Consider the following 13,871-nt stretch of genomic DNA (forward strand, 5'->3'; position numbering starts at 1 on the left):
TTACTATTTTTCAACTTTAAATCGCCAGCCAAATTTGTCTTCTGACTTATTGTATTGAATATCTGTAATGGTCTTTTTTAAAGATTGTGCAAAACTGTTTTTTAATTCTGGCAATTCGTAATCTGTATCTCTGTAACCAAATCCAGAAATTGGTGAAATAACTGCCGCAGTACCTGCACCGAACATTTCTTTTAATGAACCGTCCTTAGCTGCTTCTACCACTTCTTTAACAGTTATTTTTCGAACTTCAGTTTTTATACCTTGGTCTTTTGCAATGTCTAGTATACTTTTTCTTGTAATACCATCAAGTATACGGTCACTTGTCGGGCCAGTTAATAAGGTGTCATTAATTCTTATGAATATATTCATGGCACCGGCCTCTTCTATAAATTCATGATTGGTGTCATCTGTCCAAATAACTTGGTTATATCCTTTTTTAACAGCCAATTGAGTAGGGTAAAATTGACCTGCATAATTGCCGCCAGTTTTAGCATATCCAACACCGCCGTTTGCTGATCTAGAATACCGTTCTTCGATAAGTACTTTTACCTTACCCGAAAAATACGCTCCAGATGGTGCGCACGCTATTATGAATTTATATTCATCGGCTGGTGATGCATGAAAACCGTTACCGGATGCAAATATAAATGGTCTTATGTATAAAGAACTACCATCTTTAGTTGGTATAAAAGCCTTATCAAGATTAAGAAGTGTGGTAAGCCCATCCATAAAATATTCTTGTGGAAGTTGTGGTATACACATTCTATCCGCAGAAATATTAAAACGCTTAAAATTTTCTAAAGGTCTAAATAAAAATACATCATCATTTTTATCTTTATAAGCCTTCATGCCTTCAAATATTGATTGCCCATAATGAAAAATCTTTGAAGATGGGTCTAGCACTATTGGCTGGTAGGGTACAATTTTAGGAATTTCCCATGCACCATTCTTGTACGTACAGACTAACATATGGTCTGTGAATACTGAGCCAAAAGCTAGATTGTCAAAATCTACTTGGTCAATTTTAGAAGTTTTTACTTTTTCTACAGTGATATTTTTAGTTTCAATACTCATGAAATACGTAACTTTAATTGATTAAAATTAAACAAATATCCATACCAGCACTTCTTTTTTAGATTAAAATTGACCAGTTTTGTAGGTAATTCATCATTTTTAAGATTTATGAAAGGATTTAACATTTTACTTGTGTTTTTATTTGGATTTATTTCATGCTTTGCTCAGAAAGATTCTAACACGATACTTTCAAAAGAAACAGATTACGGTGTTTATTATGGAGAAGAGTTTGCCTTGGATGCTGTTGATCAACAGAAAGAAGTTTGGCAGAAATATACCTCTATGTCAATTTCAGATTCTTTAAATGTGCAATTTAAAACAAAGGTTAAGGAAGTTTGTAAAGTAAAAGGATGTTGGATGGTTGTAGAACTGCCTGAAGGCGAGCAAGCTATGGTTCGTTTTAAAGATTACGGTTTTTTTATGCCTTTTGATATTCCTGAGAGAGAAGTCGTATTAAATGGTATGGCATTTGTGGAAGAAATGAGTGTTGAAGACCAAAAACATTATGCAATAGATGCAGGTAAGTCTGCCGATGAAATTGCTAAAATCGTAACTCCAAAAAGAACATTCAGTTTTGAAGCTTCAGGAGTGTTAGTTCCAAATTAATTTGAAAAGAGAAATAATTACTACTGGTGATGGTTCTAAGACCATTCAGATAATGGATTGGCAAGAGCAATACCATTCTAAACATGGGGCTATTCAAGAGGCTTATCATGTATTTATTCATTCAGGATTAGATTTGTTTAACAATCAAAATTTACATATTCTTGAAATCGGTTTTGGTACAGGGCTTAACGCTTTCATCACATTGATTGAGTCTGAGAAACGAAATTTGAAAATTAATTATATTGGCGTGGAGGCATTTCCCGTTTCTGGGGAAGAGCTTGATCAACTGAATTATCTTGAGGAATTAAATTCTGTTTTACGAAAAAATGACTTTAATTTAATGCATTCTTCTCTATGGCAAGAAGATATTGAAATCAGTTCTGAATTCATTCTTAGAAAAGAACGGAAAGATTTTAAGGATATCGATATGATAGAAACGGTCGACCTTATTTACTTCGATGCATTTGGTGCCCGTGTTCAACCAGAATTATGGACCGTTGAGATATTTGAAATTATGCATAGGGCTATGAAATCAGGTGGTTATCTGGTTACCTATGCAGCTAAAGGTAGTGTAAGACGTGCCATGCTAGAGGTTGGGTTTCTGGTTGAGCGATTGCCAGGCCCACCGGGTAAACGGGAAATGTTGAGGGCAAGAAAAAAATAGCTTAAATATTTTTTTTAATTTCAAGAAAGTTCAAAGTATTAAAAATCAATACGTTTGGTTACAATGTTAAATTGAAATTAAATAGTATATCAAGAATCACCAAAAGCAATACCTTTAAACTATGAAAGTATTGATAACAGGTGCGACAGGGTTAGTAGGTAGCGAGTTGGTATCTCAATGCCATGAAAAAGGATATGACGTTAACTACCTAACAACCAGTAAGGAAAAGATTGTTTCTGACCTAAATTATCATGGTTATTTCTGGAACCCAACTATTGAAGAGATTGACCAAAATTGCCTTAATGGGGTTTCTGTCATTATAAACTTGGCAGGTTCTAGTATATCTAAACGATGGACGAACGAGTATAGGCAAGAAATAATTGACAGTAGGGTAAATTCGTTAGAATTACTTAAAAATACACTTATTAAAACTGAAAACCATTCAGTTAAATCAATCATTTCTGCATCAGCAATTGGTATTTATCCAGATTCTTTAAGTAATTACTACACGGAAGACGAAGAAGATGTAGATAATAGCTTCTTGGGTGAAGTAGTAGATGTTTGGGAAAATAAAATTGATGAGTTCGAAGCATTGGGTTTAAAGGTTGCGAAGGTTCGTATTGGTTTGGTGATGTCTAATAATGGTGGTGCTTTGCCAGAAATAGCCAAACCTGTTAACTATTATGTAGGTGCAGCTTTTGGAACTGGTGAACAATGGCAATCGTGGATTCATATTTCAGATTTGGCGGGTATATTTTTGCATATTGCTTCGCATAAACTAGAAGGTATTTATAATGGAGTAGCTCCAAATCCTGTTACCAATTTAAAATTGGTAAAGGAGATTGCCAAGATTTTGAAAAAACCATTGTTCTTGCCAAATATTCCGAAATTCGTAATGCATACTATTCTTGGTGAAATGGCATATATTTTATTCGCAAGCCAAAGAGTCAGTAGCAAGAAGATTGAAGAAGAGGGTTTTATTTTTCATTATGCTAATATTTGTCAAGCGCTCGGGGCTATTTATGAGAATGAAGTTGAATGTGAAGATTCAAAAACTAAAATATCAAAAGAGTTCGTGTCTTAAATAGCCAACTTTTTAAAACGAAAATTATAAATCCGCTATTTGGCGGATTTTTTTTTAATCTTTTGTGACATTTTGACATTTTTAAAGAATTGGCAGTACTTTTGCCTGCTTTTAATCGGCGATTAAATTACAATAAGTTATGAGTGATAAAGAAAACACATTCGATGATGAATTTTTGGAAAATGAGCTTTTAGAAGACGAAACTCAAGAACAAAAGCAAGAAAATGAGATTGAAGGTGAAGAGCTATCTGAAGAGGAGAAGCTAAGAGAAGAATTAGTGAAAGAAAAAGATAAATTTTTAAGATTATTTGCAGAATTTGAAAACTACAAAAGACGTACTTCTAAAGAACGTATGGAGTTGTTTAAGACTGCTGGTCAAGAGGTAATCGTTTCATTATTGCCAGTTTTAGATGATTTTGATAGAGCGATTAAAGAATTGGCTAAGACAGATGATATGGAGGTTTTCAAGGGTATTGAATTAATAAATGTGAAGTTGAATGAAACTTTGAAGTCAAAAGGGCTGGAGATTCTAGAAGTTAGGGCAGGTGATGTTTTTAATGCAGATATTCACGAAGCAATTACTCAAATACCTGCTCCAGATAAAAAGATGAAAGGTAAGGTTATAGACGTCATCGAAAAGGGATTTAAACTAGGTGATCGTATTATTAGGCATCCAAAAGTTGTAGTAGGAAATTAAAAAGTTGGAATGAAGGAAGATTATTACGAGGTTTTAGGCATTAGCAAAAGTGCATCTGCTGCAGAAATAAAAAAAGCATACCGAAAAAAGGCATTAAAATATCACCCTGATAAAAATCCGGGGGATAGTTCTGCTGAGGAGTTGTTCAAAAAATCTGCGGAAGCATATGAAGTGTTAAGTGACGCAGATAAGAAAGCGCGATATGATCAATTCGGTCATGCTGCATTCGAAGGTGGCTCAGGCGGCTTTGGTGGCGGTATGAATATGGATGATATCTTCAGCCAATTTGGTGATATTTTTGGAGGCGCATTCGGTGGTGGAGGTTTTGGCGGTTTTGGCGGCGGTGGCGGTCAAAGAAGAGTCAAAGGTAGTAACCTAAGAATTAGGGTTACTCTGACCCTAGAGGAAATAGCTAATGGTGTTGAGAAGAAAGTTAAAGTAAGAAGAAAGGTTCAAGCTGAAGGTGTTACTTATAAAACTTGTAGCACTTGTGGTGGAAGGGGACAAGTGACAAAAATTCAAAATACCATTTTAGGCAGAATGCAAACTGCTGCAGTTTGTACTTCTTGTGGAGGTAGCGGTCAAATTTTAGACAGTAAGCCTGGTGATGCAGATGCACAAGGACTTAAAGTTGTGGAAGAAACTGTATCGATAAATATACCTGCAGGTGTTGAAGAAGGTATGCAATTAAAAGTGCCAAATAAAGGTAACGAAGCTCCTGGAAACGGAATTCCTGGTGATTTGTTAGTTGCTATTGAAACGCAAGAACATAGTACTTTAAAAAGAGAAGGTGATAATTTACACTATGATCTTTATGTAAGTATTTCTGAAGCTGTATTGGGTACATCAAAAGAAATTGATTCGGTAGGTGGTAAAGTGCGTATAAAATTAGAGCCTGGTATTCAATCAGGTAAAATATTAAGACTACGTGGAAAAGGAATTACAAGTTTAAATGGTTATGGTGCTGGTGATATATTGGTACATGTTAATGTTTGGACACCAAAAGAGTTGAACAAAGAGCAAAGGGAATTTTTTGAAAAAATGCAAGGCAATGACAATTTTGAACCCAAACCTGAGAAATCAGATAAGTCATTTTTCGAAAAAGTAAAAGATATGTTCTCTTAATATCAAAATCTTTCGTTTTTAAATAAAAAACGTATATTTGAGATAATATTGGGCAACCAATATTAATTTTCTTTTTCATAGCAATTTTTTTCCCATCCTTAATTTATTAAGGGTGGGTTTTGCTTTTTAGGCAAAAGCCGAACGTTAAGTTTGTTGATTAAATAGCGTATTGCATAAAGGAATCATAAAGAATGTAGCTAGTCAAAACAATTCAATATCTTTGAATAAATTGCGTACATGAATCATATTTTGGTAGCTAATGAGGTCACCAAACACTTTGGGAACCATACGGCTTTAAAGAACGTTTCCCTCGAAATTCCAAAAAACAGTATATATGGTTTACTAGGTCCTAATGGAGCTGGTAAAACAACATTAATTCGTATTATAAATCAAATTACCTTTCCAGATAAAGGTTCTGTCTATTTTGATGGTAAACTTCTAAAACCTGAACATATTTCACAAATTGGTTATTTGCCAGAAGAACGCGGACTTTATAAAAGTATGAAGGTTGGCGAACAAGCTTTATATCTGGCACAGTTGAAAGGACTTTCAAAGGCTGAGGCTAAAAAAAGATTAAAATATTGGTTCGAAAAATTGGAAATTGGTGATTGGTGGAATAAGAAAATACAAGAGCTTTCTAAAGGTATGGCGCAAAAAATACAATTTGTGGTTACCGTTCTGCATGAGCCAAAACTTTTAATTTTTGATGAGCCTTTCAGTGGCTTCGACCCTATAAACGCAAATCTAATAAAAGAACAAATATTGAGTTTAAAGGATAATGGTACATCCATAATATTTTCTACTCATAGAATGGAATCTGTAGAGGAACTTTGTGAGTATATTGCTTTAATACATAAATCTGAAAAAATACTAGATGGTAAATTATCTGATATTAAAAAGGCCTACAAGAATAATATCTTTAAAGTAGGTTTAGAAACGGTAAATCAAGATGTTTTGATAAGTGAGGTTCAAGATAAATTTCAACTTTTGTCACATGATTATGATTTCACAGAAAAACAGTTGAATTTAACTTTACAACTTCCTTCAAAAGAATCTAAAGGAGTATTAGACTTTTTAAGTACTAGAGCCAATGTAAATGGCTTTGTTGAAACCATACCCTCTGCAAATGATATTTTTATTAAGACCATTCAAAATAAAAATATAGCTCATGAATAAGTTACCGTTAATAATCAAGAGAGAATACTTGGCAAAGGTGCGAAACAAGTCGTTCGTCATTATGACTTTTTTGAGCCCAATTCTAATGGTAGGCATGATTCTTTTAATTGCTTATTTAACGCAGCTTAATGATAATGAAAAAAGAGTTATTGCCGTATTGAACGAAAGCGGTTACTTTTCTAATGAGTTTTCAGCTTCTGAGGCAACATCATATGTCAATTTTAAAGATTTAACCTTGGCAGAAGCTAAAGATTCTACATTAAGCTTGGGTTATTATGGTCTTGTTTATTTACCTAGCGAACCCAATCTGGAACAGGTGGCACAACGAGCTTTTTTTTATAGTAAAGAAGCGCCTAGTGCAACAGTATTAGATAAACTTGAAAATACAATAACTACAAGATTGCGACAAGAGAGATTGCGGGAGCTTGGTCTATCACCGAAAGAATATGCCGAAATGGATCGTAGTTATGATATGAATATTGAAACTTTCGACGGACTTCAAAATATAAAGGGTATAAATGAGATAAAAGCTATTATTGGTGGAGCTTTTGGTTATCTCATAATGATGTTTATTATTATATACGGAGGTTTCGTAATGCGAAGTGTGATCGAAGAAAAAACAAGTCGAATAATAGAGGTTATTATCTCATCTGTAAAACCCTTTCACTTAATGATGGGTAAGATTATAGGTACTTCGTTAGCAGGTATCACACAATTCGCAATTTGGATAGTGTCTGGTGCAATATTGCTATTTATTGGTTTAGCTATTTTCGATATTGATCCGGCGAGTTTAACTAAAGGAGGTATGGCACCAGGAATGGCCGGTAATGCAAGTGTAGATGTAGATGCGGTCACTCAGAATATTCAAATATATGCTCAAGAAATTTTTGAAATACCCATTTTTGCAATGCTGATTTTTTTCATCATTTATTTTGTTTTGGGATATTTGATATATAGTTCAATCTATGCGGCAATTGGGGCCGCTGTTGATAATGAAACTGATACTCAACAGTTTATTTTTCCGGTGATTTTGCCTTTAATGTTAGCTATTTATGTTGGTTTCTTTTCTGTATTCAGTAATCCTAATGGTCCTATTGCTGTTGCCTTTTCTCTATTTCCATTAACATCGCCTATTGTAATGTTAATGCGTTTGCCTTGGGGTATTGGCGAAGGTGGTGTGCCGGTATGGCAATTGATAAGTTCTATTTTGATATTAATAGCTACTTTTATTGGTATTGTTTGGGTGGCAGCTAAAATTTATCGTGTCGGTATTCTTATGTACGGTAAAAAACCTAGTTATAAAGAATTGTACAAGTGGCTAAAATATTCATCATGATCCAAGAGAGTACAGAAAAGATTAAAGAAATAATTGAAGATGATGTCTGGGGAACTATTAAGAAATTTTTAGACCTAGGTTTTCAGTTTGGTGAAGGTGAAAAATCTATTCACATTACCGTAGGTTTGCTTCTGCTTCTAACATTGGCTTTTTTACTTACAAGTACAATTTTACAAGGTATAAGAAAATTTTTCACCAGGAAAATGGAGGTAGATGATAAACTTAAGTTTATTAGCATTTTCAAGTTTATAAAGTATCTAGTTTATGTTGTAGTTATTCTATTTACTATGAGTGCTGCGGGTATTAATATTACCATACTAATAACAGCTTCTGCCGCTTTGTTTGTTGGTCTTGGTCTTGCTTTGCAAGAGATTTTTCAAGATATAATTGGGGGTATTTTTATTATAGTGGATAAGTCTTTACGAGTTGGTGATATTGTAGAAATCGATGGTAGAGTCGGTAAGGTTTTCGAAATAAAACTTCGTACAACGAGGGCAATTACCAGAGACGACAAGGTTATAATTATCCCTAATCATAAGTTTATAAGTGATATCGTTTATAATTACACGCAAAACCATAAAACTACAAGAGAATCTATAAAATTGGGAGTCGCTTATGGCAGTGACGTACAGCTTGTGACTAAACTATTATTGGACGTAATTAAGACACATAGAAATGTATTAAAAAGCCCTAAGCCTTTTGTGCTTTTTGAAGATTTTGGAGACTCGGCATTAGTGTTTTCTTTGAATTTTTATATCACTGATAGTTTTTCGGATCCTAGAATAAAAAGTGAATTACGATACAAAATTGATGCAGAGTTTAGGAATAATAATGTTACTATACCTTTCCCTCAAAGAGATGTACATTTATTTCAACAGGCACCTTTTCAACATAGCGATGTTTCAAATGCAGGGAATAATGAAAAAGGCTAACAGACTCTTTTTATGGGTATTATTACTCACCGTAGCGATCAATCCAATTTTAGCTCAAACACCAGATGTATTTAGGGTAGAGTATATGCTGATGCCAGATAATAGTGGCGATGTAGAAACTTCGCGTATAAAGCTGGTGTTAAATGTACCGATTGCGTTACGAGAAAAAAAAGATTACCTAATTCTAGGGGGGGAATATAACCGGTATAATTTTGAAGTGCCTGATGACCTTTTTCCCAATTCTAATGATTTGAGTAAGTTTCATGTGGTAGATGTCAACATGGCTTATATGTATAAATTAAGTGAGAAATGGCGCTTGATAGGGGTGGTCACCCCAAGGTGGTCTTCCAATTTTGTGGAAGAATTACAGCAAGATGATTTTAACATGAATTATACTATGGGTGCCTATAAGAATATTAAAGATGTAGAGAAACCTTTTATTTTAGTTTTAGGAATTTCATATAATGGCACCTCTCCTATCGATGTTCCTTTGCCTTTTGTGTACTATGAAAAGCGATTTCATCCCAATTGGTCTTACGTTTTAGGGGCGCCGAAATCTGGAATGAAATATTTTACTAAAAAAGGACATTTCTTTCAAACAGAATTATTTTTGGATGGTTATTATGTAAATATTCAAAACAATATCTTACTCCCTGGTAATAATTTATCTACCGATGTGTCTTCTACGGCATTATTATTGACTTTAGGTTATCAATATAAAATAACAAAGGATATGTCCGTTTACTTAATAGGAGGTCACTCCTTATTTCAGAATGGGGTATTAAGGGACGAGGAGCGAAATGATATTTTCACCCTAAATGATGAAGCGGGACTTTATTTTAGAACAGGATTTAGAATAGGAATTTAAAAAGTTATTATGTCAAAAATATTAGTAATAGAAGATGAAGCGGCAATAAGAAGGGTATTGGTCAAAATCTTATCTGAAGAGAATGATGCATACTCTGTTGAAGAAGCCGAAGACGGATTAAAAGGAATCGAAACAATTAAAAACAATGATTACGATTTGGTTCTCTGTGACATAAAAATGCCTAAAATGGATGGAGTAGAAGTACTGGAGGCTGCACGAAAAATAAAACCAGAAATACCATTTATAATGATTTCTGGTCATGGTGATTTAGATACTGCCGTAAACACGATGCGCTTAGGTGCCTTTGACTACATTTCTAAACCACCAGATTTAAATAGATTATTAACAACCGTAAGAAATGCTTTAGATAGAAAGGTTTTGGTTGTAGAGAATAAGAACCTTAAAAAGAAGGTAAGCAAGAACTATGAGATGATAGGGGAAAGCAATGAAATAAGCCTTATCAAAGATATGATAGAAAAAGTTGCGCCAACCGATGCTCGAGTATTAATAACGGGTTCTAATGGTACAGGGAAAGAATTAGTAGCTCATTGGCTTCATGAGAAAAGTGCAAGAAGTGGAGAACCGTTTATTGAAGTAAATTGTGCCGCAATACCGTCTGAATTAATTGAAAGTGAATTATTCGGGCATGTAAAAGGTGCTTTTACATCCGCTGTAAAAGATAGGGCAGGTAAGTTTGAAGCTGCTAACAAGGGTACAATATTTTTAGATGAAATTGGTGATATGAGCCTTTCTGCTCAAGCTAAAGTTTTACGTGCACTACAAGAAAGTAAAATATCAAGAGTAGGTTCTGACAAAGACATAAAAGTTGATGTTCGTGTTGTTGCAGCGACTAACAAAGATTTAAAGAAAGAAATAGAAGAAGGTAACTTTAGAGAAGATTTATATCATCGATTAGCTGTAATTCTTATTCAAGTACCTAGTTTAAACGATAGAAGGGATGATATTCCACTGTTGATCGAACATTTTTCTAATAAAATAACCGAAGAACAGGGTATGGCGGCTAAGACTTTTTCAGATTCGGCGATTAAGCTTTTAAAAGCATATGATTGGACAGGAAATATTAGAGAACTTAGAAACGTAGTTGAGCGTTTAATTATACTTGGTGGTCAAAATGTTTCTGAGGATGATGTGAAATTATTTGCCAGCAAGTAATTAAAAAAAAGCGTTTGTTATTTGGTTGCGCAGCTTCCTATTTTGTTTAAAGCATTTTGGGTGATTTCCTTTGTTCGTAAATTATAATATTTATTGCCTTCAGATAAATTTGGTTTCAGTAATTGATTTTCACATTCATCAAATATTCGCTGTGCGAATGCTTTTGCTTCTTTACAATTTACAGTAGCAACAACTTTTTCAAGTGAAATTGTATACTTTGCTAATGAAAGATCGATTTTTTCATTTAAACTTAGGTTTTTGCTGTCCTTGGTATTAATTATGGTTTTTGTAGGAGTGTTCGTGTTCATTGATAATACGTCATTAGCGTATGCACTCTTATGGCTCTCATGAGAATTAAGAACAAAAATGGTGTTGTTGATAAGCTCAATAGATTTGTCTAAAAAGGTCTTGGTGCCTTCTAATGTTGTGGATTTGGTGGCGAGAACAAGTGCATTTAAATTCTCGTTCATACTTGCTTTTGCAAAAGTACAACCACAAACTTCTAATTGGTTTTTAGATTTTTCCAAAGCATTTACAGCCTTGTATGCATAGAACCTAGCTTGGTTTATGTCATCGGTAAGAAGTGCAGCGCTTATTTGGGATTTTGCAAATCCCATATTTGAATTCGCGTATTCACATTCTAAATTCGTTCGAAAAGATGATAGTACTAATATAGCAAGAGTGCAGAAAATGTAGGTCGCTTTCTTCATTTGTAGGTTATTTAAATTGTAAAATTTGGGATCTTACAATTATAAATCTAAATGCTTTGTTCAGTGGAAAATATTATTTTCGATACAATACATTTGAATTTCGATAAACGGAATTTTATAGAATAAGTAACTCATTCTATTAAAATCAGAATTAATATTTATATTTCAATATGAATAAGATAGAAATACAGCAATATAGGGCATATGATGACTTTAAGATATCTGAAACGAAAACATATGAAGATTTCGGTAAATCAGAAAAAATTTTAAAAAAGGAGTTATCGGTAATAAGAAGAGAACTTGGGGAGTTTCAAGATACTATTTATGCACATGGTAAGTATAGTATTTTGGTTTGTTTGCAAGGAATGGACACTTCAGGAAAGGATAGTTTAATTCGTGAGGTATTTAAAGACTTTAATGTAAGTGGAGTAGAGGTGCATAGTTTTAAAGTTCCTACTGAATTAGAATTAAGCCATAATTATTTATGGCGTCATTATTTAGTATTACCTGCAAAGGGGAAATTTGGCGTTTTTAATAGAACTCATTACGAGAATGTTTTAGTTACCAGGGTTCATCCTGAATATATACTTAATGAACATATTCCTGGTATTCACACTGTAGACGATATAGACCAAGAATTTTGGGATAAAAGGTTTGAACAAATCAATGATTTTGAGCGTCATCTTGCTGAAAATGGAACGTTAATATTCAAATTTTTCCTAAATCTATCTAAAGAGGAACAACGTCAACGACTTTTAAGACGGTTAGCTATTAAGGATAAACATTGGAAATTTTCTCCAGGCGATTTAAAGGAGCGTAAATTATGGCAGACCTATCAGAATTGTTACGAAGAGGCAATTTCAAAAACTACAAATGAGCATGCGCCGTGGTTCGTTGTACCTGCAGATAATAAAAAGGCAACTCGAATAATTATCGCTTCTATATTACTTCAATCGTTAAAAAAATTCAAAGATATTAAAGAGCCTATGTTAAGCGATAAAATATTAGCTAATTTAGGCACCTATGAAGAACAGTTACAACGTGAAAAATAAACTAGCACTATTAGTCGTTATTTTCTTTACCTATTTTGGGTTTTCTCAAAATAATGATCAAGAACAAATTAAAAAGTTATATGATGCTGCCTTAACTCAAGGCAAAGGGTATGATTGGTTAAATTATTTGTCAAACCAAATTGGTGGTCGGCTTTCAGGGTCAGTACAAGCTCAGCAGGCAGTAAATTACACGAAATCTCAATTAGATTCATTAGGTCTTGATAAAGTTTGGTTGCAGCCCGTAATGGTGCCAAAATGGGTAAGAGGCACTCCAGAGTTTGCTTATTTTGAGACTACACCTGGTGTAACTACTAATGTGGCTATTTGTGCATTAGGTGGCTCGGTTGCGACGCCATCTAATGGTATTAAGGCAAATATTATAGAAGTAAACGGTATTGAAGAATTGGCTACTTTGGGTAAGGATAAAATTCAAGGTAAAATTGTTTTCTTCAATAAGCCGATGGACCCTACTCAGATTAATACATTTAATGCTTATTCCAATTGTGTTGATCAGCGTTATTCAGGTGCGTTAGAAGCTTCTAAATATGGAGCGTTAGGTGTAATTGTAAGATCTTTGAATTTACGACTAGATGATTTTCCACATACGGGTTCCATGGGGTATGGTGAACAACCAATTGATAATAGAATACCTGCCGCGGCAATAAGTACAAACGCTGCAGATTTGTTGAGTACTTCTTTAATGTTAAACCCTGAAATCAATTTTTATTTTAAACAAAACTGCAAACAATTTGAAGATGTAGAATCATATAATGTAATCGGAGAGATTAGAGGTAGTTCTAAACCAGAAGAAATTATAGTGGTTGGCGGACATTTAGATTCTTGGGATTTAGGCGATGGTTCTCATGATGATGGTGCTGGTTGTGTGCAAAGCATGGAAGTTCTTAATCTATTTAAGAAGACTGGGTATAAACCTAAGAGAACCGTTAGGGTAGTTCTATTTATGAATGAGGAAAATGGTTTAAGAGGCGGCACAAAGTATGCAGAAGTTACCAAAGCTACTAATGAGAGGCACATATTCGCATTGGAAAGTGATTCAGGAGGCTTTACCCCAAGAGGTTTTACTTTTGACAGCTCTGATAAAGACTTTGATAAAATTAAAAGTTGGAAACCGTTATTTGAACCTTACCTTGTTCATTATTTTGAGAAAGGTGAAAGTGGTGCTGATATCGGTCCTCTGAAAAAAGAAGGTTTAATATTAGCGGGTCTGCGACCAGATTCTCAAAGGTACTTTGACTATCATCATGCTGAAAACGATACTTTCGACCATGTCAACAAACGTGAGCTTGAGTTAGGATCAGCCTCTATGGCAAGTTTAATTTATTTGGTTGATACTTACGGATTTTAATAAACAGT

Annotated in this window: 14 protein-coding genes; 12 read left to right on the forward strand and 2 right to left on the reverse strand. The window is 34.0% G+C overall.

The genetic code is table 11. From position 1 onward, the window contains the following. Positions 1-3 precede the first annotated feature (3 nt). On the reverse strand, positions 4-1,074 hold the full coding sequence (locus tag AACZ41_RS08645) for a branched-chain amino acid aminotransferase (RefSeq protein WP_339628008.1): 1,071 nt from the start codon (positions 1,072-1,074) through the stop codon (positions 4-6). Between the two features lie 108 nt (positions 1,075-1,182). Here AACZ41_RS08645 and AACZ41_RS08650 point away from each other — a divergent pair, with 108 nt between their 5' ends. The 10 genes from AACZ41_RS08650 (at position 1,183) to AACZ41_RS08695 (ending at position 10,735) form a co-directional block, all read left to right on the forward strand. Next, complete coding sequence (locus tag AACZ41_RS08650; protein ID WP_339628009.1) at positions 1,183-1,680, forward strand: DUF4920 domain-containing protein; 498 nt, start codon at positions 1,183-1,185, stop codon at positions 1,678-1,680. 1 nt (position 1,681) lies between these two features. Beyond that, the gene (gene mnmD / locus AACZ41_RS08655; RefSeq protein ID WP_339628010.1) at positions 1,682-2,344 is read left to right on the forward strand and encodes a tRNA (5-methylaminomethyl-2-thiouridine)(34)-methyltransferase MnmD; all 663 of its coding nucleotides are present in this window, start codon (positions 1,682-1,684) and stop codon (positions 2,342-2,344) included. 121 nt (positions 2,345-2,465) lie between these two features. Beyond that, positions 2,466-3,428: a TIGR01777 family oxidoreductase gene (locus AACZ41_RS08660; RefSeq protein ID WP_339628011.1), complete on the forward strand. Its 963-nt coding sequence runs from the start codon at positions 2,466-2,468 to the stop codon at positions 3,426-3,428. 139 nt (positions 3,429-3,567) lie between these two features. Further along, entirely contained in the window at positions 3,568-4,125 is a 558-nt protein-coding gene (locus tag AACZ41_RS08665; RefSeq protein WP_339628012.1) for a nucleotide exchange factor GrpE, read from the forward strand. 9 nt (positions 4,126-4,134) lie between these two features. Continuing rightward, positions 4,135-5,250 (forward strand): molecular chaperone DnaJ, encoded by a 1,116-nt coding sequence (gene dnaJ, locus AACZ41_RS08670; protein ID WP_339628013.1) that lies wholly within the window; start codon positions 4,135-4,137, stop codon positions 5,248-5,250. A gap of 237 nt (positions 5,251-5,487) precedes the next feature. Next, positions 5,488-6,426 (forward strand): ATP-binding cassette domain-containing protein, encoded by a 939-nt coding sequence (locus AACZ41_RS08675; RefSeq protein ID WP_339628014.1) that lies wholly within the window; start codon positions 5,488-5,490, stop codon positions 6,424-6,426. Further along, on the forward strand, positions 6,419-7,762 hold the full coding sequence (locus AACZ41_RS08680) for an ABC transporter permease (protein ID WP_339628015.1): 1,344 nt from the start codon (positions 6,419-6,421) through the stop codon (positions 7,760-7,762). The genes AACZ41_RS08675 and AACZ41_RS08680 overlap by 8 nt, the downstream gene beginning before the upstream one ends. Next, the gene (locus tag AACZ41_RS08685; protein ID WP_339628017.1) at positions 7,759-8,694 is read left to right on the forward strand and encodes a mechanosensitive ion channel domain-containing protein; all 936 of its coding nucleotides are present in this window, start codon (positions 7,759-7,761) and stop codon (positions 8,692-8,694) included. The genes AACZ41_RS08680 and AACZ41_RS08685 overlap by 4 nt, the downstream gene beginning before the upstream one ends. After that, entirely contained in the window at positions 8,681-9,562 is an 882-nt protein-coding gene (locus tag AACZ41_RS08690; RefSeq protein WP_339628018.1) for a DUF6268 family outer membrane beta-barrel protein, read from the forward strand. Before AACZ41_RS08685 ends, AACZ41_RS08690 begins: the two co-directional genes overlap by 14 nt. Before the next feature lie 9 nt (positions 9,563-9,571). After that, a complete protein-coding gene (locus tag AACZ41_RS08695) occupies positions 9,572-10,735 on the forward strand; it encodes a sigma-54 dependent transcriptional regulator (protein ID WP_339628019.1) in 1,164 nt (387 codons plus the stop codon). Between the two features lie 17 nt (positions 10,736-10,752). Here the strand turns inward: AACZ41_RS08695 and AACZ41_RS08700 are convergent, their stop codons facing one another. After that, on the reverse strand, positions 10,753-11,445 hold the full coding sequence (locus AACZ41_RS08700; RefSeq protein ID WP_339628021.1) for a hypothetical protein: 693 nt from the start codon (positions 11,443-11,445) through the stop codon (positions 10,753-10,755). 170 nt (positions 11,446-11,615) lie between these two features. Between AACZ41_RS08700 and AACZ41_RS08705 the strand changes: the two genes are divergently transcribed. Further along, the gene (locus tag AACZ41_RS08705) at positions 11,616-12,497 is read left to right on the forward strand and encodes a PPK2 family polyphosphate kinase (protein WP_339628022.1); all 882 of its coding nucleotides are present in this window, start codon (positions 11,616-11,618) and stop codon (positions 12,495-12,497) included. Continuing rightward, on the forward strand, positions 12,469-13,863 hold the full coding sequence (locus AACZ41_RS08710; RefSeq protein WP_339628023.1) for a M28 family peptidase: 1,395 nt from the start codon (positions 12,469-12,471) through the stop codon (positions 13,861-13,863). Before AACZ41_RS08705 ends, AACZ41_RS08710 begins: the two co-directional genes overlap by 29 nt. Positions 13,864-13,871 lie beyond the last annotated feature (8 nt).

The organism is uncultured Maribacter sp. (genome assembly GCF_963974015.1).
GTDB lineage: Bacteria > Bacteroidota > Bacteroidia > Flavobacteriales > Flavobacteriaceae > Maribacter.

Excerpts from the sequence above, each read along its gene's own strand:
- AACZ41_RS08665 (WP_339628012.1), top strand. The coding sequence starts at position 3,568 with ATGAGTGATAAAGAAAACACATTCGATGATGAATTTTTGGAAAATGAG.
- AACZ41_RS08690 (WP_339628018.1), top strand. The coding sequence starts at position 8,681 with ATGAAAAAGGCTAACAGACTCTTTTTATGGGTATTATTACTCACCGTA.
- AACZ41_RS08675 (WP_339628014.1), top strand. The coding sequence starts at position 5,488 with ATGAATCATATTTTGGTAGCTAATGAGGTCACCAAACACTTTGGGAAC.
- AACZ41_RS08650 (WP_339628009.1), top strand. The coding sequence starts at position 1,183 with ATGAAAGGATTTAACATTTTACTTGTGTTTTTATTTGGATTTATTTCA.
- AACZ41_RS08705 (WP_339628022.1), top strand. The coding sequence starts at position 11,616 with ATGAATAAGATAGAAATACAGCAATATAGGGCATATGATGACTTTAAG.
- AACZ41_RS08660 (WP_339628011.1), top strand. The coding sequence starts at position 2,466 with ATGAAAGTATTGATAACAGGTGCGACAGGGTTAGTAGGTAGCGAGTTG.
- AACZ41_RS08695 (WP_339628019.1), top strand. The coding sequence starts at position 9,572 with ATGTCAAAAATATTAGTAATAGAAGATGAAGCGGCAATAAGAAGGGTA.
- dnaJ (WP_339628013.1), top strand. The coding sequence starts at position 4,135 with ATGAAGGAAGATTATTACGAGGTTTTAGGCATTAGCAAAAGTGCATCT.
- AACZ41_RS08645 (WP_339628008.1), bottom strand. The coding sequence starts at position 1,074 with ATGAGTATTGAAACTAAAAATATCACTGTAGAAAAAGTAAAAACTTCT.
- AACZ41_RS08710 (WP_339628023.1), top strand. The coding sequence starts at position 12,469 with ATGAAGAACAGTTACAACGTGAAAAATAAACTAGCACTATTAGTCGTT.
- AACZ41_RS08700 (WP_339628021.1), bottom strand. The coding sequence starts at position 11,445 with ATGAAGAAAGCGACCTACATTTTCTGCACTCTTGCTATATTAGTACTA.
- AACZ41_RS08680 (WP_339628015.1), top strand. The coding sequence starts at position 6,419 with ATGAATAAGTTACCGTTAATAATCAAGAGAGAATACTTGGCAAAGGTG.
- AACZ41_RS08685 (WP_339628017.1), top strand. The coding sequence starts at position 7,759 with ATGATCCAAGAGAGTACAGAAAAGATTAAAGAAATAATTGAAGATGAT.